The 23,510-nt window shown below is 62.0% G+C and carries 19 protein-coding genes; 16 read left to right on the top strand and 3 right to left on the bottom strand.

Annotation, left to right across the window (positions count from 1 at the left end):
* Window positions 1–8: 8 nt before the first annotated feature.
* Window positions 9–4,955: an alpha-2-macroglobulin family protein gene (locus tag KBY02_RS00880; protein WP_225649707.1), complete on the top strand. Its 4,947-nt coding sequence runs from the start codon at window positions 9–11 to the stop codon at window positions 4,953–4,955.
* A gap of 330 nt (window positions 4,956–5,285) precedes the next feature.
* Here KBY02_RS00880 and KBY02_RS00875 read toward each other — a convergent pair whose 3' ends face one another.
* On the bottom strand, window positions 5,286–5,579 hold the full coding sequence (locus KBY02_RS00875; protein ID WP_003307908.1) for a hypothetical protein: 294 nt from the start codon (window positions 5,577–5,579) through the stop codon (window positions 5,286–5,288).
* Window positions 5,580–5,674: 95 nt separating this feature from the next.
* Between KBY02_RS00875 and pbpC the strand changes: the two genes are divergently transcribed.
* The gene (gene pbpC, locus KBY02_RS00870) at window positions 5,675–8,023 is read left to right on the top strand and encodes a peptidoglycan glycosyltransferase PbpC (protein WP_225649706.1); all 2,349 of its coding nucleotides are present in this window, start codon (window positions 5,675–5,677) and stop codon (window positions 8,021–8,023) included.
* 120 nt (window positions 8,024–8,143) lie between these two features.
* On the opposite strand, the gene KBY02_RS00865 is transcribed toward pbpC, so the two are convergent.
* Both KBY02_RS00865 and KBY02_RS00860 read right to left on the bottom strand, forming a co-directional pair.
* Window positions 8,144–8,551, bottom strand: coding sequence for a response regulator (locus tag KBY02_RS00865; protein ID WP_003340978.1), 408 nt, complete (start codon window positions 8,549–8,551; stop codon window positions 8,144–8,146).
* 42 nt (window positions 8,552–8,593) lie between these two features.
* Entirely contained in the window at window positions 8,594–8,800 is a 207-nt protein-coding gene (locus KBY02_RS00860; protein WP_116866069.1) for a Flp family type IVb pilin, read from the bottom strand.
* Window positions 8,801–9,131: 331 nt separating this feature from the next.
* Between KBY02_RS00860 and cpaB the strand changes: the two genes are divergently transcribed.
* The 14 genes from cpaB (at window position 9,132) to KBY02_RS00790 (ending at window position 23,386) form a co-directional block, all read left to right on the top strand.
* Complete coding sequence (gene cpaB, locus KBY02_RS00855) at window positions 9,132–10,091, top strand: Flp pilus assembly protein CpaB (protein WP_003399732.1); 960 nt, start codon at window positions 9,132–9,134, stop codon at window positions 10,089–10,091.
* Between the two features lie 20 nt (window positions 10,092–10,111).
* Complete coding sequence (locus tag KBY02_RS00850) at window positions 10,112–11,362, top strand: type II and III secretion system protein family protein (RefSeq protein WP_011269002.1); 1,251 nt, start codon at window positions 10,112–10,114, stop codon at window positions 11,360–11,362.
* Entirely contained in the window at window positions 11,359–12,549 is a 1,191-nt protein-coding gene (locus KBY02_RS00845; protein WP_096103831.1) for an AAA family ATPase, read from the top strand. Before KBY02_RS00850 ends, KBY02_RS00845 begins: the two co-directional genes overlap by 4 nt.
* Window positions 12,549–13,805 (top strand): CpaF family protein, encoded by a 1,257-nt coding sequence (locus KBY02_RS00840; RefSeq protein WP_003399726.1) that lies wholly within the window; start codon window positions 12,549–12,551, stop codon window positions 13,803–13,805. The genes KBY02_RS00845 and KBY02_RS00840 overlap by 1 nt, the downstream gene beginning before the upstream one ends.
* Window positions 13,806–13,823: 18 nt before the next feature.
* On the top strand, window positions 13,824–14,708 hold the full coding sequence (locus KBY02_RS00835) for a type II secretion system F family protein (RefSeq protein ID WP_032654259.1): 885 nt from the start codon (window positions 13,824–13,826) through the stop codon (window positions 14,706–14,708).
* A 1-nt stretch (window position 14,709) separates the two neighbouring features.
* Window positions 14,710–15,594 (top strand): type II secretion system F family protein, encoded by an 885-nt coding sequence (locus KBY02_RS00830; protein ID WP_024660776.1) that lies wholly within the window; start codon window positions 14,710–14,712, stop codon window positions 15,592–15,594.
* Window positions 15,595–15,629: 35 nt separating this feature from the next.
* A complete protein-coding gene (locus KBY02_RS00825; protein ID WP_011269004.1) occupies window positions 15,630–16,364 on the top strand; it encodes a hypothetical protein in 735 nt (244 codons plus the stop codon).
* Window positions 16,361–16,633 carry a DUF3613 domain-containing protein gene (locus KBY02_RS00820; RefSeq protein WP_003399719.1) on the top strand — a complete coding sequence of 91 codons (273 nt, stop codon included), beginning with the start codon at window positions 16,361–16,363 and terminating at the stop codon, window positions 16,631–16,633. The genes KBY02_RS00825 and KBY02_RS00820 overlap by 4 nt, the downstream gene beginning before the upstream one ends.
* Before the next feature lie 106 nt (window positions 16,634–16,739).
* Window positions 16,740–18,530 (top strand): protein-disulfide reductase DsbD, encoded by a 1,791-nt coding sequence (locus KBY02_RS00815; protein WP_257207069.1) that lies wholly within the window; start codon window positions 16,740–16,742, stop codon window positions 18,528–18,530.
* Window positions 18,531–18,659: 129 nt separating this feature from the next.
* Window positions 18,660–19,112, top strand: coding sequence for a type II 3-dehydroquinate dehydratase (gene aroQ, locus KBY02_RS00810; protein WP_002555369.1), 453 nt, complete (start codon window positions 18,660–18,662; stop codon window positions 19,110–19,112).
* A 76-nt stretch (window positions 19,113–19,188) separates the two neighbouring features.
* Window positions 19,189–19,650: an acetyl-CoA carboxylase biotin carboxyl carrier protein gene (gene accB / locus KBY02_RS00805; protein WP_011269006.1), complete on the top strand. Its 462-nt coding sequence runs from the start codon at window positions 19,189–19,191 to the stop codon at window positions 19,648–19,650.
* Between the two features lie 17 nt (window positions 19,651–19,667).
* Window positions 19,668–21,011, top strand: a complete 1,344-nt coding sequence (gene accC, locus KBY02_RS00800; RefSeq protein ID WP_003399697.1) for an acetyl-CoA carboxylase biotin carboxylase subunit — start codon at window positions 19,668–19,670, stop codon at window positions 21,009–21,011.
* A 137-nt stretch (window positions 21,012–21,148) separates the two neighbouring features.
* Entirely contained in the window at window positions 21,149–22,027 is an 879-nt protein-coding gene (gene prmA, locus KBY02_RS00795; protein WP_060409441.1) for a 50S ribosomal protein L11 methyltransferase, read from the top strand.
* 24 nt (window positions 22,028–22,051) lie between these two features.
* On the top strand, window positions 22,052–23,386 hold the full coding sequence (locus tag KBY02_RS00790; protein WP_060409442.1) for a DUF3426 domain-containing protein: 1,335 nt from the start codon (window positions 22,052–22,054) through the stop codon (window positions 23,384–23,386).
* Window positions 23,387–23,510: the final 124 nt, after the last annotated feature.

Raw genomic sequence — 23,510 nt, 5'->3', positions numbered from 1 at the left:
GTGCCCCCATGCTAAACAAAGGATTGTTTCTGGCTTGCGCGCTTGCGCTGCTGAGCGCCTGTGATTCTTCGTCCACAGATAAACCCGCGCCCGCCACGGCCCCCACGACCCAGGCAACGGTCACCGACACAAAGCCCAAACCCGCAGTCGACCTCGCCGCGCTGAGCAAGCGCTACGCAGGCCGTGAACTGACGGTCATCGACGTGTCGGAAATCCAGGTCGACGGCGCAAGCACGCTGTCGGTAAGCTTCTCGGTACCGCTCGACCCCGAGCAGAAATTCGACGAAAAACTTCACCTGGTGGACGGCAAGAGCGGCAAGGTCGACGGTGCCTGGGAGCTCTCGGACAACCTCATGGAATTGCGCCTGCGCCACCTGGAGCCGCAGCGCAAACTGGTCCTGACCGTCGATGCCGGGTTGCTGGCCGTCAACAAGGCCAAACTCGCCGCCGAATACATCAGCCGCCTGGAAACCCGCGACCTGCAGCCCTCTGTCGGTTTCGCCAGCCGTGGCAGCCTGCTGCCGACCCGTCTGGCCGAGGGCCTGCCGGTGATCGCGCTGAACGTCGACAAGGTGGATGTCGAGTTCTTCCGCATCAAACCCGATTCGATGCCGAACTTCCTCGCCCAGTGGGACGGCGCGTCGAGCCTGTCCAGCTACAGTTCCGAAGAACTGCTGCCCATGGCCGATCTGATCTACAGCGGCCGCTTCGACCTCAAGCCCGCGCGCAACACCCGCGAAACCCTGTTGCTGCCGATTGCCGGTATCAAGCCCCTGCAACAGCCAGGCGTTTATCTGGCGGTGATGCGCGCCTCGGGCACCTACAGCTACTCGCAGCCAGCCACCCTGTTGACGCTCAGTGACATCGGCCTGTCGGTGCACCGTTACAGCAACCGTCTGGACGTCTTCACGCAAGCGCTCGAGGGTGGCAAGGCGCTGAGTGATATCAGCGTCGATGTGTATGACGACAACGGCAAGGTCGTCGCCCAGGGCAAGACCGACAGCGACGGCCACGCGCAACTGCCATTGCCGGCCAAGGCTGCCGTGGTACTGGCGCACAAGGACGAACAGACCAGCATGCTGCGCCTCAACAGCTCGGCGCTGGACCTGGCCGAATTCGATATCTCCGGCCCGCAGGCTCACCCCCTGCAATTCTTCATCTTCGGCCCGCGCGACCTGTATCGCCCCGGCGAAACCGTGCTGCTCAACGGCCTGCTGCGCGACAGCGACGGCAACACCGTCAAGCCGCAGCCCATCACCGTCGAAGTGCGCCGTCCCGATGATCAGGTCAGCCGCAAATTCGTCTGGGAAGCCGACAGCAACGGTTTCTACCAGTATCAATTGCCGCTTGCCGACGAGGCCCCCACCGGACGCTGGCAACTGGTGTTCGACCTGGGCGACGGCAAACCGCAGCTCTACGAGTTCAAGGTCGAGGACTTCCTGCCTGAGCGTCTGGCGCTGGAGCTCAAGGGCAGCAACACGCCGGTGGCGCCTGCTGACAACCCGCAATTCGATATCACTGGCCGCTACCTGTACGGCGCCCCGGCTTCGGGCAATACGCTGACCGGCCAGGTCTATGTCCGCCCGCTGCGCGAGGCGGTGCCGAAGCTGCCGGGCTATCAGTTCGGCTCGATCACCGAGGAAGACCTCAAGCATGATCTGGAGCTTGAACCCGTCACCCTCGATGCCGAAGGTCATTCAACGCTCGCCGTACAGAGCGAGTGGGCGCAGGCCAAATCGCCGCTGCAACTGATTCTGCAAGCCAGCCTGCAAGAGTCCGGCGGGCGGCCGATCACCCGTCGTCTGGTGCAGCCCATCTGGCCGGCCGAACAGCTGCCCGGCGTGCGTGCCCTGTTCGGCAGCAGCGCAGGCAATGACGACTACGACGACGAAGCCAAGGGCGAAGCGCAGACCAATGGCGACGGCCCGGCCGATTTTGAAATCGTCATGGCCGACGCGGCGGGCAACAAGCTGGCGGCTGACAACGTGAAAGTCCGGCTGATCCGCGAGCGTCGCGATTACTACTGGAACTACTCGGCCGACGACGGCTGGAGTTACCACTTCAATGAGAAATTCCTCAACCTCAACGAAGAGACCGTCAGCATCACCAAGGACGCCACCGCCAGGGTCAGCTTCCCGGTCGAATGGGGTCCTTACCGTGTCGAGGTGGAAGACCCGTCCACCGGAATGGTCAGCAGCCTGCGCTTCTGGGCCGGTTATCGCTGGCAGGACAACACTGACGGCGGCGCGGTCAGACCGGATCAGGTCAAGCTGGCGCTGGACAAGCCGGCCTACAACGATGGCGACACCGCTAAAGTCACTGTCACTCCTCCGGCTGCGGGCAAGGGTTATCTGCTGATCGAGTCCAGTGAAGGCCCGCTGTGGTGGCAGGAAATCGACGTGCCTGCCGAAGGCAAATCGTATGACATCCCGCTGGACAAAAAATGGGCGCGCCACGACCTGTACGTCACCGCTCTGGTGATACGCCCCGGTGAACGCAAGGCCAATGTCACACCCAAGCGCGCCGTGGGTGTGCTGCACCTGCCGCTGGACCGGGCGCAGCGCAAGCTGGCGCTGACGCTCACCGCGCCGGAGAAAATGCGCCCCAGACAACCGCTGACCCTCAAGGTCGCCGCCAAAAATGCTGACGGCAGCGTACCCAAACAAGTCCATGTACTGGTGTCGGCGGTGGACGTCGGCATCCTCAACATCACCAGCTACGCGACGCCCGATCCGTTTGCCAGTCTGTTTGGCCGCAAGCAGTACGGAGCAGACCAATTGGACATCTACGGTCAGTTGATCGAAGCCGGTCAGGGGCGCCTGGCAAGCATGGCGTTCGGTGGCGATGCACTGGCGAAGGGCGGCAAACGTCCGGACACCAGCGTCACCATCGTGGCGCTGCAAAGTGCGCCGGTGACGCTCAATGACGCCGGTGAAGGTGAAGTCAGCGTCGATATCCCGGACTTCAACGGCGAGCTGCGCGTCATGGCTCAAGCCTGGACCGAAGACCGCTATGGTATGGCCGAGGCGAAAACCGTGGTTGCCGCGCCGATCATCGCCGAACTGTCGACGCCGCGCTTTCTTGCCGGCGGCGACCAGACCAGCGTGGCGCTGGACGTCTCCAACCTGTCGGGCAAGGCACAGAAGCTGGACGTGAACATCAGCGCTGAGGGCCAGTTGAGCCTTCCGGGCGGCGAGCAGAGCAAGCCCCTGCAGCTCAAGGACGGCCAGCGCGTCACCCTGAAGATTCCGGTGCTGGCGCAGGGCGGCCTGGGTCAGGGCAAGATCAAGGTACTGGTCGAAGGTCTGGAACTGCCGGGCGAAAACCTGCCGGCCTTCACCCGCGAATGGACCGTCGGTGTGCGCCCGGCCTACCCGGCGATGCTCAAGCATTACCGCGCCACCCTCAATGATCAGCCCTGGAGCCTGCCGGAGGGCGCGCTGGAAGCGTTCGAACCGGCCGGTCGTGAGGCGCTGCTGTCGTTGTCGAGCCGTCCGCCCTTGAACCTCGGCGAACAGATTCGCGCATTGAAAGCCTACCCCTACGGCTGCCTGGAACAGACCGCCAGTGGCCTGTACCCGTCGCTGTATGCCGATGCTGCAACCCTCAAGCGCCTGGGCCTGACCGGCGAAACGGATGCCGAACGCAAGCGCAAGGTCGAGATTGGCATCGAGCGGCTGCTGGGCATGCAACGTTACAACGGCAGTTTTGGCCTGTGGGGCTCGGACAGCGATGAGGAATACTGGCTGACGGCGTATGTCACCGATTTTCTGCTGCGCGCCCGCGATCAGGGCTTTGCCGTGCCGCCGGATGCGCTGAAGAAAGCCAGTGAACGCCTACTGCGTTATCTGCAGGATGCCGGCCAGATTCAGGTCAATTACAGCCAGAACGCCGAACATACGCGCTTCGCTGTGCAAGCCTATGCCGGGCAGGTGCTGTCACGCAGTCAGCAGGCACCGCTCGCGGCCTTGCGCAGCCTGTTCGACCGCCGCAGTGACGCACGCTCCGGCCTGCCGCTGGTGCAACTGGCAGTCGCGCTGGAAAAAATGGGCGACAAACCCCGCGCCGACCAGGCCCTGCTGGCGGGCCTGGCCGCCAGCCGCAAGAATGAATGGCTGGCTGACTACGGCAGTTCGCTGCGTGATCAGGCGCTGATACTGGCATTGCGGGAAGAAAACGACCTCGGCAAAGACAAGCGTGATGAGCGCCTGTTTGCCTTGGCCGATGAGGTGGCCGCCAATCGTTACCTGTCCACGCAGGAAAGCAATTCACTGTTCATGGCTGGCCGCAACCTGCTGGGCAAAGCGGAAAAGGACTGGACCGCCAGCATCGCCAGCGGCACTCAAACCCGCGAGCTGAGCAACCGGCAGCCGGGCCTCAAGCTGGACGGTTCGCTGCTGGCCTCGCCGCTTTCGGTACACAACCAGAGCAGCGAAGCGCTTTACCAGCAACTGACCGTCTCCGGTTATCCCACCCAGGCGCCTGCGGCGGGTGGCGAAAACCTGAGCATTCGCCGCGAGTACCTGAACCTGAGCGGCGCACCACTGAACATTGGCGCCTTGAAAACCGGGCAACTGGTGCTGGTGCACCTGGAGATCGGTGCCAAACAGCGCGTGCCGGATGCGCTGGTGGTAGACCTGCTGCCTGCGGGCCTGGAGCTGGAAAACCAGAACCTGGCGCAAAGCGCGGCGAGCCTGGAAGACGCCAGCGAGGAGGTGAAAACCATCCGTGAGTCGATGGAAAACGCCGGGATCAAGCATCAGGAATATCGCGGCGATCGTTACGTGGCAGCCCTGGACATCGACGGCAGCAGCACCGTGCACCTGCTCTACCTGGCGCGAGCCGTCACCCCGGGCACCTACCGCGTACCGCCGCCGCAGGTCGAATCCATGTACCGCCCGAACTGGCAAGCCCTGGGCGAAGCGCCAGCGCAGATGGTGGTGAAGGGGAAATGATCGATTACTGACTGGAAGGCGTGACAGTTAGGGCAAGCTCGCTCGCAAATGGCCCGACACACCACAGCTCCAGTAGGAGCGACCGGGGCGGCGATCCGCATTGTTCGCGAAAGGGCCGGTACATCCGCTGAAGATGTATCGCCCGTACCAGAGCCTTCGCGAACAAGTTCGCTCCTACAAAAGTAAAAAGTGTCTCAGATGTGCGCCACAGAAACGATCGAGGCACCATACACAACTGCCCCGACACACCGCAGATCCAGTGGGAGCGAGCTTGCTCGCGAAGGCGTCGCCCCGTTCACCCGCCATGGCGGCGGGTTAGCCTTCAACGCATCAATGAATGATCCAGCTCAGCAACCAGAGGCCCAGCGCCAGCCAGATGATGCCAAGGATGATCGAAGCGCGCATGAAGGCGCGAACCGCCGAGTACAGCAGCATCAGGCCGATGACCAGTGCGATGATGCTGATCAGCGAGGTGTCCATGCCCAGCGTGCGAGACAAGCCATCGACAAAATTTCCCCCGGCATGGGTAAACCCGTTGAACAACCACGCCAGACCGTCGACAAAGAAGCGAATGATCGCGCCGATGGCCTGCCCGAGCCATTCAAAAAAGCCTTCTACCTGCATATGTACGTCCTGATTGGGGTCGTGAAGAAAATGGTCTGTCCGCTTTGGCTGTCGCAATGCGTGTCAGGTTCCGTGGATCATAAAGGCTCTTTGCGTTGAAACCTGAATTTCTTCTGCGCCTGCCGCGAACGTTCAAGTGGCTGGCGGGCGCGATCATGCTGCTGATCGCCCTCCTCTGGCTGGCTGACCGACTCTGGCCGCTGCCACTGCCCAGGGACGATCTGGCTCGCGTTGTGCTGGCCGAGGACGGTACACCACTGTGGCGCTTCGCCGATGCCAATGGCGTATGGCGCTATCCGGTCAGCAACGCGCAGGTCTCGCCCTACTACCTCGAAGCCCTGCTGACCTACGAAGACCGCTGGTTCTACAGCCATCCCGGGGTCAACCCGCTGGCGCTGTTGCGCGCCACCTGGCAAAACCTCAGCGGTGCCCGTGTAGTCTCAGGCGGCAGCACACTGTCGATGCAAGTGGCGCGGTTGCTCGATCCGCATTCACGTACGTTATCCGGCAAGTTTCGCCAGCTGTGGCGCACGCTGCAGCTGGAGTGGCACCTGTCCAAGGATCAGATCCTCAGTCTGTACCTCAATCGCGCCCCGTTCGGCGGCACACTGCAAGGGGCCGCAGCCGCCAGTTGGGCCTACCTGGGCAAGTCGCCGCAAAACCTGACCCGCGCCGAGGCGGCATTGCTGGCGGTGCTACCACAGGCGCCTAGCCGCCTGCGTCCTGATCGTCACCCGCAGCGCGCGCAACAGGCCCGCGACAAGGTGCTGAGACGTCTGGCCGAGTTTCAGGTGTGGCCGCAAGCAAGCGTGAACGAAGCACTGGAAGAGCCTTTATGGCTGGCGCCGCGACAGGAGCCGAGCCTGGCGCCGCTGCTGGCCCGACGCCTGAATCGACCCAACAGCCCGCCACTGATCCGCACCACGCTGGACGCCTCACTGCAACGACGCATGGAGGACCTGCTGATGGGCTGGCGCGCACGCCTTCCGGAGCGAACGTCGGCAGCGATTCTGGTGGTCGAGGCTGAGAACATGGCCGTACGCGCGTACGTCGGCTCGGTGGACATCAACGACGCCAAGCGTTTCGGCCATGTGGACATGGTCACCGCCTTGCGTTCGCCGGGCTCGACGCTCAAGCCGTTCCTGTACGGCATGGCCATGGACGCCGGGCTGATCCACTCCGAATCGCTGATGCAGGATGTGCCGCGGCGCTATGGCGACTATCGACCGGGCAACTTTTCGAGCGGCTTCGGCGGACCGGTGGCAGCCAGTTCGGCGCTGTCGATGTCCCTCAACCTGCCTGCCGTGCAATTGCTGGAGGTCTACGGGCCGAAGCGCTTCGCCGCCGAACTGCGCAATGGCGGCGTGCCCCTGACCCTGCCGCCGCTGGCCGAGCCCAGCCTGGCACTGATTCTTGGTGGCGCGAGCAGTCGGTTAGAGGACTTGGTGACAGGCTACAGCGCCTTCGCGCGCGGCGGGCGCAGTGCCGATGTTCGACTGCAACCGCAGGACCGACTGCGCGAGCGGCGCATGATGTCACCGGGCGCTGCGTGGATCATTCGCCGCATTCTCAGTGGTCAGTCGCGACCGGACATCGACCCGCGCGCCGAGCTGGTACAGCGCCCGCAGCTGGCCTGGAAAACCGGCACCAGCTATGGCTTCCGCGATGCCTGGGCGATTGGCGTCGGGCCGCGTTTCCTGGTCGGTGTCTGGATCGGCCGGCCGGATGGCACACCGGTGCCAGGGCAGTTCGGGCTGGCTTCGGCGGCGCCGCTGATGCTTCAGGTGCACGATGTGCTGGTCAATCGCGACAGCCAGCGCGGGATCGCCGCACCGGTGCAACCCGTGCCGCAGAACGTCGGTGTGGCTGCCATCTGCTGGCCGCTGGGTCAACCGATGAGCAAAAGCGACCCCAATTGCCGGCGCCAACGCTTCGCCTGGACGCTGGACGGCACCGCGCCGCCCACCCTGCAAGCGGCCGACCAACCGCTCGGGTTGGGTTTGCAGGAGCGCGTCTGGATCAATGCCAGGGGGTTGCGCGTCGCGGCCAATTGCCCGGACGCCCGAGCGCAGGACATCGCGCTGTGGCCTGCGCCTCTGGAGCCCTGGCTGCCCAAGGCAGAGCGGCGTGATGCACGCCTGCCACCCGCTGACCCGGATTGCCCGCCACAGAACCTGAACCTGGCGCCCCCGCTGAGCATTGTCGGTGTGCGCGAAGGCGACAACCTGCGCCTGCCTGCCGCCAGTCGTCAGGCTTTACGCCTCACGCTCTCGGCACTCGGCGGCAGCGGCCATCGCTGGTGGTTTATCGATGGCAAACCTCTGTCAGACACCGACACCCGGCAAGACTTCACCCCCACCCTGAGCAAACCGGGGCGTTATCAGTTAAGCGTGCTGGACGAGAGCGGCCAGACGGCGCGGGTTGAATTCAGCGTGGTGGAGTGAACGCAGACGGGTGTCGCAGAGCGTTACGAAAGGCATTCCCACTGGAGCGTGAGGAACGACAGGCCTTTGACTTCGTGCCCATACTCCGGCGTGAGCATGCTGCTGGGCGCGAGCCTGCCGTCACTGAACCTGAAAAACCTTCGGCTCGGGAAACAGGTTGTTGAGGGTTTCCAGCAAACGGACGTGATAGATCGGCTTGCGAAACAGGTCAAGCACGTGCAAACGCAGCAGGTCGCTGACGTCATCCATGTCGGCATGGCCGGAGGTGACGATAACGGGCAAATGCTGACGTGAGGTGTGATCGCGCAGGTGACGAATCAACTGGATGCCGCTTTCCTCCGGCATCCGCAGGTCAGTGATCACCAGCGCGATATCCGGATGGAGGGTCAACTGGTGCAAGGCCATCTTGACGGAAGACGCCGTGAAACAGCAGAACCCCTCACCTTCGAGCAGTTCTGCCAATTCCTCGTTTGCGTCCTCTTCGTCATCAACCAGAAGCAGTTGTTGGCGGATGGGGTGGACAGCCATGTGGTTATCTCAACAGGAATGAACTCAAAGCATATTAATCAACTAACTTACCGCAGTACCACCCAATCCAGTGACAATATCATTGAATTTTCCTTTGATAGCGTCCCCCAAGGGGGTCACGAACGCAAACAGTACCAGCGCCACCATGGCTACAATCACTGCGTACTCGATCGCCGATGCCGCCTCCTTGTCCTTGAAAAAAGACTGAATACGCGTGTAGATGCTGACGTACAACTGGGTAAGGAACATCTCATTTCTCCTTGCGCCTTCAGTGGCGCCAATAAACCTTCTTGCGCATATATCTCCTCGCAATATCAGCATTGCCCTCAATCAAAAAACCCACAATCTCAACAAAGCATTAACCGGAAAGTGATAGGTCTGCCCAGACCTTTGCGCAAACTGCAGAAACGGCTATGCCATTCATCCGAAAGCATTTTTATACCAAAGCAGAATGGCGCTTTGATTGCCATGAGCTACCTTCACATAACGGACATTTGACCTTGTCCTCTATTACCTGCTGGTGAAATTGCCGCACCGCGTGTGTTGAAGTTGTCCTGCGATGACAAAGGGAAAAGTTGCCATGAGCAGTCGCATTACCCTGGTGCTTGCTGTCCTGTTTTTGTTGGGGGCGTTGATTGCCGCGTATCTGGGGATCGCCGTCAGCAAACCAGCCGAGGCACCTGCAGCTGTCATTCCGCCCAGCGAACCTGTCACCACCGAAACAGCGATCCAGACGCCTCCGACGCCTCCCGTCGAGGACGCTTTGCGTCACAACGTCGTGGTATTGGCCAGGGATATCCCTGCCTACACCGCAATCACGGCCGATGACCTGACCATCGAGCGCCTCAAGGTCGCGCCACCCGGGAGCTTTGAAGCCATCGACAAGATTGTCGGGCGCAGCAGCTGGCGCACGCTGACCGCCGGGAGCTGGCTCACCGAGAGCAGCTTCGACACAGGCGGCACCCTGGCGCGGATGATTCGGCCACATGAGCGGGCCCTGGCATTGCAGGTCGATGAAGTGACGGGCGCCTCCGGGCAACTCAGCCCCGGCGACTACGTGGATGTACTGCTTTACCTGCCTGAGGACGTGAGCAATCCGAATCGGTCGAGCCAGGTTGTGGTGCCTGCCCTGCGCATTCTCGGCGTTGGCGCGCTGCTCGGTCCGGACCGCAACGGCAAGCCGGTGCAGGACATCAACGCTGACGAACGCCTCAAACAGGAGCAGCAGCGGATCAACGCGCGAACCGTCACGGTCGCGGTGCCGCAAGCCCTGGTGGCGCGCCTGATGCTGGCGTCGCAAACCGGTGTGCTGCGTCTGGCCGTGCGCAGCGCCGACGAGGGCAACCTGCAGGATTACTGGGCCAACGAAGCCGGCGGCCTTGACGCTGCCGAGCGACTCGATTCAGCCAACCGCCAACTGGTCAGCTTCAGACAACTGAGCCTGGGGCCGGCCAGCGCGCCAATATCAGGCGCAACCCCGCGTACGTCTCGCGCTGTCGAGGTCATACGCGGTAACCAGATCACGCAACAAACTCCCTGATTGAGCAAGGATTGCATTTGATGAGCTGTTGTTCCGTGCCAGTTATAAAACCCCGTTTGCTGGCGTTAGTCATCGCAACATTGTGCGCGCCAGGCGCGTGGGCCGCTTCGGGCAGTTGTGCCGGCCTTGCCGCGATGCCGGCGGCCGTGGAAATTGACCAGGGCATTCAACAGGAGGTGCGCTCTGCGGTGCCCATCACCCGCATCGCCGTGGGTGATCCGAAAATCGCCGATGTGCATGTCAACGGCACCGACGGTTTTCTGTTGACCGGCGTCGCACAGGGGACGACCAGCCTGATGGTCTGGACCGCCTGTGCAAGCGCGCCGCGCCAGAGCATGGTCTTCGTGCGTGGCCGGGCGACGACCGCCATGGTCGAGAGTGTCACCGCGCCGTCTGCCGATGCGCAGTTACCCAGCCAGGTGCAGACCGACATCCGTTTTATCGAAGTCAGCCGCACCAAGCTCAAGGAAGCCAGTACCTCGATCTTCGGCAAGGGCTCGAGCAACTTTCTGTTCGGCGCGCCCGGCACGGTACCGGGCGTCAACGTCACACCTGGCGCTGTGGGCGGCATAACGCCGAGCATTCCGCTGAACAACAGCAATTTCAATATCGTCTGGGGCGGTGGCAGCAGCAAGGTGCTGGGCATGATCAACGCCATGGAAAACAGCGGCTACGCCTACACGCTGGCACGTCCCAGCCTGGTCGCCCTCAACGGGCAAAGCGCGAGCTTTCTGGCCGGCGGCGAATTCCCGGTGCCGGTGCCCAATGGTGAAGGCAACGGTATCTCCATCGAGTACAAGGAGTTTGGCGTGCGCCTGACCCTGACCCCGACTGTCGTGGGCCGGGATCGGATTCTGCTGAAGGTCGCGCCGGAAGTCAGCGAGCTGGACTTCTCGGCCGGTATCACCATCGCCGGGACCACCGTGCCAGCACTCAACATCCGCCGTACCGATACCAGCATTGCGCTTGCCGACGGCGAGAGCTTCGTGGTCAGCGGGCTGATCAGTTCCAGCAACAGCGGTTCGGTGGACAAGTTTCCCGGTCTTGGCGACATCCCGATTCTCGGTGCATTTTTTCGCAGCTCGCAAATCCAGCGCGACGAGCGCGAACTGCTGATGATCGTCACCCCGCATCTGGTCCAGCCACTGGCCGCCAACGCCCGGCTGCCGTCGCTGCCAGGTGAGGCTCTGCGCACCTACGACCCGAGCTTCCCGCGCCTGTATTTTCTGGAAAACGGCGATTTCGACCGCCGCGACGGGTTATCCAAATGAGCCAGAGCCTGAGCCAGACCTTCCTGGCAATCACCCGTAACAATACCGATCTGGAGTGGCTGCAAAGTGCCCTGGGTTCGTTGGGCCAGGTGGTCAGTGCCGGTACCGGCAGCCTCGACGACCTGCTCGCGCTGGTGGACGTGACGTTCGCCAGCGTGGTGTTCGTCGGGCTCGACCGTGAGCATTTGATGACCCAGAGCGCCCTGATCGAAAGTGCGCTGGAAGCCAAACCGATGCTGGCCATCGTTGCGCTCGGCGATGGCATGGATAACCAGCTGGTGCTCAATGCCATGCGCGCCGGAGCCAGGGACTTCGTTGCCTATGGCTCTCGCTCCAGTGAGGTCGCCGGTCTGGTCAGACGCCTGAGCAAGCGCCTGCCCGCCGTGACGCCCAACCCGAACATGAGCGGCCTGTCGGTGCTGTACGGCGTACAAAGTGATGACGACGGGGCCTTGATCGCGACGCACCTGGCGATGGTCGTGCACAAGACCGGGCAGCGCACGCTGCTGCTGGACCTCGGCCTGCCACGCGGCGACAGCCTGTTGATGCTCGGTCTTGAATCGACCTTCAGCTTCGGTGACGCCCTGCGCCACTTGCGCAGGCTCGATGCAACGCTGATCGACAGTGCTTTCACCACCAGCGAAAGCGGCCTGCGCATTCTGGCCTACAGCGAAGCCGACGATCATCTGGAACAGTCCAGTGCCGCCGAGCTTTATATGCTGCTCAGCGCGCTGCGCCAGCATTTTCAGCATGTGGTGGTGAACCTGGTAGGTCAGCCCGACAGCGAAGCCTTGCGCTCGCTGGTCAGCCATTGCGATCAGTTGCTCTGGTACACCGACCAGAGCGTGCTGGGCTGTCGACGCAACCTGACGGTACTCAACAACTGGCGCGAAAAAGGCATGAAAATGCAGCACGCCGGCCTGCTGGTCGATCGTTATCAGCGCTCGGTCGCGCCCAATTCCGAAACCGTGAGCAAAACCTTCGGCCTGCCGGTGCTGGCGGTACTGCCGCTTGCGCCGGAGTTGCGCCTGAACGCCAAGAATCAGGGCGTGACACTGTTCGAACTGGCGTCACGCGACGCGCTGTGCTCCGGGCTGCGGCGGCTTGGCGAGCATCTGGCACGGCATACCGAGGCTCGCGAGAAAGCCGATCAGGGCTGGCTCGCTCGACTGTGGGGGAACCGGTAATGGCGGAGAAACTGTTTGGCGTCTCATCGCGTACGCAAGGCAAGCCTGACGACGGGCAAGGCCTGAAACTGGTGCTGCACCGTTACATCATCGACGGCATGGAAGAAAGCGGCAAAAGCCTGCTCGAAGGCTCACGACCGGCCCTGGCGCAGTTCGTCATCGACAAGGTGGCCGAATACGTCGCACGACTGCGGCTGGCCATCTCACGTTACGAAATGGAGCGCCTCGCTGAAGAACTGGTCGACGAACTGACCGGCTTCGGCCCGCTGGAAGTGCTGCTGCGCGACACCTCGGTGACGGAAATTCTGGTCAACGGGCCAGGCAAGGTCTTTGTCGAGCGCGATGGCGTGCTGCACCACACCGACCTGCGCTTTATCGATTCGCACCACGTCGAGCGCGTGATGCAACGCATCCTGGCACCCCTTGGGCGGCGTCTGGACGAGTCTTCACCGATGGTCGACGCACGCCTGCCCGATGGCAGCCGGGTCAACGCCATCATTCCGCCCATTGCGCTGGACGGCCCTTGCCTGTCGATCCGGAAATTCCGCAAGGACATGCTCAAGAGCGCCGACCTGGTGGCCATGCAGACCATCGATCAGTCGATTTTCGAGTTCTTCCAGGAGGCCGTTGGCAAACGCTGCAACATTCTGGTCAGCGGCGGCACCGGCACGGGCAAGACCACCATGCTCAACGTGCTGAGCCAGTTGATCGACAGCCATCAGCGTCTGGTGACCATCGAGGACGTCGCCGAGCTGCAGCTCAGCCACCCGCATGTGGTGCGCCTGGAAACCCGCCCGCCCAACGCCGAAGGGCATGGCGAGGTGCGCGCCAGCGACCTGATCCGCAACTCGCTGCGGATGCGCCCGGACCGCATCATCCTCGGCGAGATTCGCGGTGTCGAAGTGCTGGACGTATTGACCGCGATGAACACCGGCCACGACGGCTCGATGAGTACCGTGCACGCCAACAATGCACAGGATGCCCTGCTGCGTCTGGAAACGCTGGTGGGCCTGACCGGGCGGCTGATCCCGGAAAAGACCCTGCGCCAGATGGTCTGCGCGGCACTGGATGTGATTATCCAGCTGACGCGTCTGCCTGACGGGCGCCGCTGTGTCAGTGAAGTGGTGGAAGTGGTCGGCATACGCGATGACATCTATGTCACCAATACCCTGTTTCGCGTTGATCGCCGCACCGGGGTCGGCTTCATGCGCGAAGCGGCCCATGCCGCTGGCGACAAGCTGCGGCCTGGCTACTGACATGCTCAAGGAGTCGGCATGAGTGCGTCTCTGGTACTGGGCCTGATCTCCTTGCTGCTGTTTATTGCGTCCATTCGCATGTTCTACCTGGCGCTCAATCAGGGAGCCAGTGAACGGGTCCGGCAGCGGCTGATGGCCGGACAAGTGCAGCCCGTGGCTGAAAAGACCGGTTGGAGCTACCTGGATCGGGCCTTTTTGCGCGCCGGGCTGGGACAGCCGACCAAACGCATGGGCCTGGCCTTGTCGCTGTATGCGCTGCTGATACTGATCGGCTACGCAACGGCCGGCGTCGTCGGTGCGCTCAGCGTGCTGCTGGCGGTACCTCTGACACTGCGTGCGTTCGTTTCATGGCGCTATGAGGTGCGCGTGCGCCGCATGATCCAGCAACTGCCGCAATTGCTCGACCATACCGTGCGCAGCCTCAAGTCCGGCAGAACCCTGGCCGACGCCGTGCTGCACGGCATCGACGCCACCGACCAGCCGCTCAAGGACGGCATGAGCCGGATCGAGCGTAACGTACAACTGGGGGTCAGCCTGCCGGATGCGGCAAGGGACTTTGCCGAACTGTATGAGCGCGATGAGTTTCACCTGTTCGCCATCGGCTTGCGGGTCAATCACCGCTACGGCGGCAATGCCAGCGAGCTGATGGAAAACCTGATCAAGCTGATTCGTGATCGGGAACAGGCCGGTCGCCAATTGCGCGCCATGACCGGCGAAACCCGAATGACTGCCGTGGTGCTGGCGCTGCTGCCGATCAGCATGGCTGGTTACTTTCTGGCGGTGAATCCCAGCTATCTGCTGCATATGTGGGATGACGAAAGCGGCAAGATCATGCTGAGCGCGGCCTTCGCCCTGCAGGTCACGGGGTGCGTGGTGTTGTGGCGCATGTTGAGGAGCATTTGAGATGGAACTGTTATTCGCCGCCATGATGCTTGCCGCTGCCGCATTTTTGCTGTTGTCAGGCATAGCCCGTCAACGTAGCAATGAACGCCTGGTGGCCAGACGCTTGAGGGGCCAGGTGATCCGCGAGAGCCGCATCGGCAGCCTGTTGCGGTTGCTCGGTGACACCCGCATAGGTCAACGCAGCATCAGCCTGGATTCGGAAACCCAGATATTGCTCAACCGCATCGGCTGGCGGCGCGCCAGTAAACGCTCGTTGTTCGCAGCCTGCCAGGTCGGCGTTCCGGTCGGCCTGATGGTCGTGGCCATCCTCGGCCAGATGCTGTTTTTCAAAGGCGTCCAGCAACCGCTCATCGCGCCTATCTTTGCCCTGGGCGCCGGCTATCTGCTGCCCAAGCGGATTCTGGCGAGCGTGGCTCGGCGCCGTCAGAAACAAGTGGTGGTGGAAATCTCTACCTTTATCCCGTTGCTGCGCATCCTGTTCGAGTCCGGCATGGCGGTCGAGCAGGCGCTTCGGGTGCTCAGCAACGAAGGCAAAGACTTGTTGCCGGTGCTGTCCGAGGAAATCCGCGTGGTGCTGATGCGCGTTGATTCCGGCCTGGAACTGGGCGAAGAACTGAGAAAAACCGCAGCCCTGCTGGACGTCGACGAGCTGAGCGACACCTGTGTGATCCTCAATCAACTGATTCATCAGGGCGGTGGCGCATTGAAGTCCCTGCTCACGCTCAAGCAACTGATCGACGACCGACGCCTGACCCGCCTGCAGGAATACATTTCCAAACTCTCGGCAAAAATGTCGGTGGTCATGATGGTGTTTCTGTTCCCCGCCCTGCTGATTGTGCTGGCCGGGCCCGGATTTATGGCAATAAGCCGCGCACTGGGCAGTTGACCCGGTATTACCTGTGCACGAAAGGACGCATTGCAATGAAACCAGTGATCGTACTACTCGGGCTGCTGTTGCTGGGCGGATGCGCCAGTGATGGTCGCCCCCTCTGGACGCAGACCACGGCTCAGGCGGGCCAGTGCCCCAAGCTGACCTCGGATCAGGAGTTTTCCCTGAATCTGGCTCAGAACATGGCCGACGAAGGCCGGCTGCATGCCAGCCTTGCCAACCTGGAAAGCCTGCCCGACAGCCTGGGCGAAGTCCGCTTGCGCAAGGCCCGGGTGTTGCGGCTATTAGGCAGCAACGAGGCAGAGCCTCTGTACCGCAGCCTGCTGGGCACCTGCCGGGCAGCCGAGGGTGAGCATGGCCTCGGGCAACTGGCTGCGGCGCGTGGTGACAACGCGCTGGCACAGCAACACCTGCTGATGGCCAGCAAGCTGCAACCGACCGATGAAAAGATCCGTAATGACCTGGGCGTCGTCTACCTCAATCAGCTGAAACTGGAACAGGCACGCTTTCAGTTCCTGACGGCCATGGAGCTCAAACAATCGGACTCGCTGGCAGCGGTGAACCTGGCCACGCTGCTGATCTATCAGAACAACTGGACGCAGGCCGCCGAACTGGCGTCGCGGGCCGGGCTGACGCCTGAACAGGTGACCGATGCCCAGGCGCGCGCCGAGCAATTGCGAAAGCCCCCTGCTGCTCGAGCATCTGCACGGCCCATTGCCAGCCTGACAGGACAAAATGATCGTCAGTCCCAGGAGGTACGACCATGAAGCGCATGATACTCACCGGGTGTGTACTGCTGTTGAGCGCAGGAGATGCCTGGGCGGACAACCATGAAACTTCGCCTTCTGAAACCCGGCAGACCGAGACCTGGCTGCAGCTTCAGGCCAGCGGCAAGGCGGCTTCGCCGACGCCGCAGGTCAATACCGCTGCAGAACGCGACCTCAGTCTGCAACGCTGGCTGGACACCTATAAGTACAAGATCCCGGACTTTTACGATCAGGAGGCTGGCGGCAGCTTTTCCTCGGGCAAGAAATAATTCCGAACCGATTGTGGGCCTGCTGACACCCACTCTTACAACCTGCGCTCGGCAGGCCGCCGGGCACTCCGTTATCATGCGCGGACTTTCGATCTTCGAGACTGCCATGCGCCGTTTGTTATGCCTGCTGCTATTGATCCTGGCCCTGCCCGCCTCCGGCGCCGGTCTGCTGGACAGCCGTCCCTCATCCACCCTGGGCGGTGGCTCGCTGGATAACAGCAAGGACTTCCTGCCTGTGCGTCAGGCCTTTCAGTTGAGCCTGATCGAGACGACGCCGGAGTCGATCAAACTGAGGCTGGTCGCTACCGACGGCTACTACCTGTATCGCCACCGCTTCCAGTTCCGCACCGAGCCTGCCGACATCGGCCTTGGCCAAGCGCAACTGCCCAAGGGCGAGCAGAAACACGACGAGTACTTTGGCGATGTCGAGGTCTATCACGGCATTCTCGATATCGACCTGCCACGCAAACCCGGCGAACAGCGCCCCTTTACCCTCGCCGTCACGTACCAGGGCTGCGCCGACAAGGGCTTGTGCTATCCACCTGAAACCGAGCGCTTGAGCATTGGTGATGTGGCCGCCAGCCCGGCCGAGCAAGCCTCTGCCACCCCACCCGCCGCCACAGCAGCCTGGAGCTGGAAAGAACTGGCGCTGTTTTTTCTCGCCGGCGTAGGCCTGACCTTTACCCCGTGCGTACTGCCGATGCTGCCGATTCTGTCCGGCGTGGTACTGCGCGGTCAGGTAGGCGGATTGCGCGGGCTGAGCCTGTCTCTCGCTTACGTACTGCCGATGGCGGCGTGCTTTGCCCTGCTGGGCGCGCTGATGGGCGTGTTCGGTGCAGGCCTTAACCTGCAGGCGCGCTTGCAATCGGCCTGGGTACTGGTGCCGTTCTCGGCATTCTTCGTGATCTTCGCCATTGCCATGTTCGGCGCTTTCGAACTGCGCCTGCCGCAATCGATCAGCTCTCGCCTGGACCGTATCGCCGGCAAGACCCAGGGCGGTTCCTTGTGGGGGGCAGCGGTCTTGGGCGTGGTCTCCAGCCTGTTGGTGTCACCTTGCGTATCGGCGCCTCTGGCCGGTGCGCTGTTGTACATCAGCGCCAGCGGCGATGCGCTCGGCGGCGCTCTGAAACTGTTTGCGCTGGGGCTGGGCATGGGCGCGCCGCTGTTGCTGATCGCAACCGGTGGTGCCACATGGCTGCCGAAAAGCGGCCCTTGGCTGGTGACGGTCAAAAATGCCATCGGTGTGCTGCTGCTGGGACTGGCAATCGGCCTGCTGAGCCGCGTGCTGCCAGGGCAGGTCACGCTATTGCTGGTGGGTCTGCTGTCGGCCGGTGTCGCGCTGTTTCTCGGTGCGCTGGAATTCAACATCAAAACCACACGGCAGAAACTCGCCCAACTGTTGGGGCTGGCGCTGCTGGTCTATGCGCTGGCGTGCTGGTACGGCGCGCTGTCCGGGCAGACCGACCCCATGCGCCCGCTGGGTCGCGAATACGCCCCGGCAAATAACGGGGCAGCAGCTCCGGTCGCGTCACAGTGGCAGACGATCACGACCGCCGCCGAACTGGACCGTGTGATGCAGGAAGCCCGGCGCGAAAGCAAACCGCTGGTGCTGGACTGGTATGCCGACTGGTGCATCAGTTGCAAGGTCATCGAACACGAAGTCCTGCCTGACCCGGGTGTGGTCGCCCGTTTGTCGGGTTACAAACAGGTGCGTTTCGACATGACCGACAGCAACGCAGAGCAACGCGCCCTGCTCGACCGGTACAAGCTGTTTGGCCCGCCAGCGCTGCTTTTCTTCGATAAAAACGGCGAAGAACGGCAAACTGTGCGGGTTATCGGCGAAATCGACGCAGCAGGCCTGATTGAGCGTCTGAACAGCGCCAATGACCAAAACTGACACCTGAGTCACAAACTTTGCGCGAATATCGCTCATTGTGCTGGCTACTGTTGTTAACTGGACAGTCCATTGCCCTTCCGGCATAGTCGCCGGGCGTAAACCGCTCGCAGACAATAAAAGGAACACGCAATGGCGACCATCCTGGTCCTTCACGGACCCAACCTGAACCTGCTGGGCACTCGGGAACCCGGGGTCTACGGCACTATCACCCTGCCTCAGATCAATCAGGACCTGGAGCAGCGCGCTCGCGATGCCGGTCACCATCTGATGTATCTGCAAAGCAACGCCGAGTACGAACTGATCGACCGCATTCACGCTGCCCGCGGCGAGGGTGTGGATTTTATTTTGATCAATCCGGCCGCTTTTACGCACACCAGCGTTGCAATACGTGACGCGCTGATGGGAGTGAGCATCCCATTCATCGAAGTGCATTTATCAAACGTGCACAAACGCGAACCTTTCCGCCATCACTCCTACTTTTCAGATGTCGCTGTAGGAGTGATCTGTGGCCTGGGTGCCAGTGGATACCGACTGGCCCTGGAAGCCGCCCTGGAACAACTGGCCGCCAGTGCCAAGCCATGACGAGTCCAGCCTGAAGCTGACCATATGGCTTGAGCCGGCCGACACATTGCCCTTACAGAACCTTGGGAGTTGATTAATGGATATTCGCAAAGTCAAGAAACTGATCGAATTGCTGGAAGAGTCCGGCATCGACGAGCTGGAAATCCGTGAAGGCGAAGAATCCGTACGGATCAGCCGTCACAGCAAGACGCCGGCACAGCCTTACTACGCACCGGCTCCGGTTGCTGCGCCTGCAGCGGCTCCGGCTCCTGCAGCAGCACCGGTTGCGGCCGCTCCAGAAGCGCCATCGGCTCCGAAACTGAACGGCTTTGTGGTCCAGTCGCCAATGGTCGGTACGTTCTACCGTACCCCGGCGCCTACTTCGCCTGCATTCGTCGAAGTCGGCCAGACCGTCAAGCAAGGCGACACCATCTGCATCGTCGAAGCGATGAAAATGATGAACCACATCACGGCAGAAACCAGCGGTGTGATCGAATCCATCCTGGTAGAAAACGGTCAGCCGGTTGAGTTTGACCAGCCGCTGTTCACAATCGTTTGACCCGGGGAGAGCCTGCGATGTTGGAAAAAGTTCTGATCGCCAACCGCGGCGAAATTGCCTTGCGCATCTTGCGTGCCTGTAAAGAACTGGGCATCAAGACCGTCGCTGTACACTCCACCGCAGATCGCGAGCTGATGCACCTGGGCCTGGCAGACGAAACCGTCTGCATCGGTCCGGCACCGGCCAATCTGTCCTACCTGAACATTCCGGCGATCATTTCGGCTGCCGAAGTGACCGGCGCCACCGCGATCCACCCGGGTTACGGGTTTCTCGCCGAGAACGCCGACTTCGCCGAACAGGTCGAAAAATCCGGCTTTGCCTTCATCGGTCCAAAAGCAGACACCATTCGCCTGATGGGTGACAAGGTTTCCGCCAAGGACGCCATGAAGCTGGCCAACGTGCCGACCGTTCCCGGTTCCGACGGCCCGCTGCCGGAAGACGAAGCCACCGCTCTGCGCATTGGTCGTGAAGTCGGTTACCCGGTGATCATCAAGGCCGCCGGTGGCGGTGGTGGTCGCGGCATGCGTGTGGTTCATCGCGAAGAAGACCTGATCGAAGCCGCTTCCCAGACCCGCGCCGAAGCAGCCGCCTGGTTCAGCAACCCGATGGTCTACCTGGAAAAATACCTGACCAACCCACGTCACGTGGAAGTCCAGGTGATTTCCGACGGTCAGGGCCAGGCCATCCACCTGGGCGATCGCGACTGCTCGCTGCAGCGCCGTCACCAGAAGGTTCTGGAAGAAGCGCCGGCACCGTTCATCGATGAAAAGGCGCGCGAGGATGTTCTGGCTGCCTGCGTCAAGGCGTGTATCGATATCGGCTATCGCGGTGCGGGTACGTTCGAGTTCCTGTACGAGAACGGTCGTTTCTACTTCATCGAAATGAACACCCGTGTTCAGGTGGAGCACCCGGTTTCGGAAATGGTCACCGGCATCGACATCGTCAAGGAGATGCTCAGCATCGCCGCCGGCAACAAACTGTCGTACACCCAGGATGACGTGGTCATCAAGGGCCATGCGCTGGAATGCCGGATCAACGCCGAAGACCCGAAGACCTTCGTGCCAAGCCCGGGTCTGGTCAAGCACTTCCATGCACCGGGCGGCAACGGCGTACGGGTCGATTCGCACCTGTACAGCGGCTACAAGGTACCGTCCAACTATGACTCGCTGATCGGCAAAGTGATCACCTGGGGCGCGACCCGCGAAGAAGCCATGGCACGCATGCGCAATGCCCTGGACGAAATCGTGGTCGACGGGATCAAGACCAACATCCCGCTGCACCGCGACCTGACCCGCGATGAAGGCTTCTGCGAAGGCGGAGTCAACATCCACTACCTGGAGCACAAACTGGCCAATCAATAAGCCAGTCTGCTTCACGACGACAAAGCCGCAGTGATGCGGCTTTGTTGTTTGCAGCGCATAGCAGTAAACTTGCCCGCTTCCTGCGGCCGCACTGGCCTTACTAGCCACACTTATTTCCAAATCGAAGGTAATCCGCCATGCCTTGGCTGCAAGTCCGTCTCGCCATCAGCCCGGAACAAGCCGAAACCTACGAAGACGCCCTTCTTGAAGTCGGCGCCGTGTCCGTGACATTCATGGACGCCGAAGACCAGCCGATTTTCGAGCCCGAACTCAATACCACGCCGCTGTGGGCACACACCCACCTGCTGGCGCTGTTCGAAGCCGACACCAATGCCGAGATGGCCCTGGCGCACCTGAGCCTGCTGACCGGCGAAGAATTGCCCGAGCACAGCGCCGAAGTCATCGAAGATCAGGACTGGGAACGCAGCTGGATGGATAACTTCCAGCCGATGTGTTTCGGCAAGCGCCTGTGGATCGTGCCGAGCTGGCATGCCGCACCGCAACCGGACGCCGTGAACCTGCTGCTCGATCCGGGCCTGGCGTTCGGCACCGGGACCCATCCGACCACCGCGCTGTGCCTCGAGTGGCTGGATGGCCAGGACCTCGAAGGCTGCAACGTGCTGGATTTCGGCTGCGGCTCGGGCATTCTGGCCATCGCCGCACTGCTGCTGGGTGCCGAACAGGCTGTCGGCACCGATATCGACGTACAGGCACTGGAAGCGTCTCGTGACAATGCCGGACGCAACAATATCGCGGCCGAACGCTTCCCGTTGTACCTGCCCGAGGATCTGCCACACCAGCAGGCCGACGTGCTGGTCGCCAACATTCTGGCTGGCCCGCTGGTCTCATTGGCGCCGCAACTGGCAACCCTGATCAGGACCGGCGGACGCCTGGCGCTGTCAGGCATCCTTGCCGAACAGGGTGAGGAAGTCGCGGCAGCCTATGCTGACAGTTTTGAGCTGGACCCGATCGCAAACCGAGATGGCTGGGTACGCATCACGGGTCGCCGCCGTTAACCGCCGCTTCAACCGGACAGCCGCATGACCGACAGTTTCGTCACCCAGTGCCCGCACTGCCAGACCAGTTTCAGAGTCAGTCACGCTCAACTGAGCGTGGCCCGTGGCGTGGTGCGTTGCGGAGCCTGCCTGCAGGTGTTCAACGCAGCGCGGCAGTTGCTCGAGCAACGCGCCAGCGATGACGCCGAGAAAGAGGCCCTGCCCGCCTCGCCGGTGGTCGCAGCCCTGCCCGAACCGAAGTTTCTGCCGACGCCAGTTCCCGAGCCCGAGCTGAAGCCTCAGCCGGAGCCGGAGCCGGAGCCGGAAAAGTTGCCCGAAGAGGACGACCCCTGGCAGGTCAGCGAACTGGATCTGGACAATCTCAATCTGGACGAAGAACTGGCTCGCCTCGAACAACGCGAGACCCGCAGGCCTGACACCTTTGCCCGCCCCGTCAGCGATATCGGCAACGACGATGTGAGCCTGACTGCGAAGCGTGACAGTCGTCAGAGCGACGAAGCGGCATGGGTCGATACGCTGCATAACGATGATGTCGAGCAACTGCCCGAGCTGCATGCCGAGGTTATCGCGGATACCGACCCTGCAGAAGCTGCGGAGCCGCCGGAGGACGACAAACGCACCGAGCCGTCGCTGTCACTGGACAAGGATCTGGACGATGACGAGCCGCCGATGCCGGTCATCATTCAGCGCAAAGCCCCGCCTGCCGAGAAGGTCGAGCGCTGGTCAGCGGTGGATGACGATGATGAAGACCACGACCATGAGCCGGAGCCTGAAACCCGGGGCAAGCGCAGCCGCAACGAACCGGCAGTGCGCGACCAGACACTTCTTGATCTGACCGACGATCCTTTACAGCTGGACTGGCAACGGCCCAAACCACGCTGGGGCAGACGCCTGGCCTGGGGCCTGTTGATCGTGCTGGCGTTGGCGGGTCTGGCAGGACAGTACGTCTGGTACCACTTCGATCAGTTGGCACGTCAGGATCAGTATCGCCCGTTGTTTCAGCAGATTTGCCCGCAGGTTGGCTGCAAGGTGCCGAGCAAGGTCGACATTTCCCAGCTCAAGAGCAGCAACCTGGTCGTGCGCAGCCACCCGGAGTTTCAGGGGGCGCTGGTGGTCGATGCAATCATCTACAACCGCGCCTCGTTTTCCCAGCCGTTTCCGCTGCTGGAGCTGCGCTTTTCCGATACCGGCGGTCAGTTGATTGCCAGTCGTCGGTTCAAGCCCAGCGAATACCTGAGCGGCGAAATGGCCGGCAAGGAAGAGATGCCACCCCAGACGCCGATCCATATCGCGCTGGATATCCTTGATCCTGGCGCCAAGGCCGTGAACTACAGCCTGAACTTCCGCTCGCCGGAATGACACACCCGACGCCCAGGCGTCGGTCAAGACTGCATCTTTACACGCTGTTTTCAGCAAATAACACTGCACGATCGCAGAAATTTCGCTACAAAACACCCTTTGACCAGCCTCGTCGAGCACGGGT

Source organism: Pseudomonas sp. P129 (assembly GCF_020312195.1).
Lineage (GTDB): Bacteria > Pseudomonadota > Gammaproteobacteria > Pseudomonadales > Pseudomonadaceae > Aquipseudomonas > Aquipseudomonas fragariae.
This window is presented reverse-complemented; position numbering and strand designations above follow the sequence as displayed.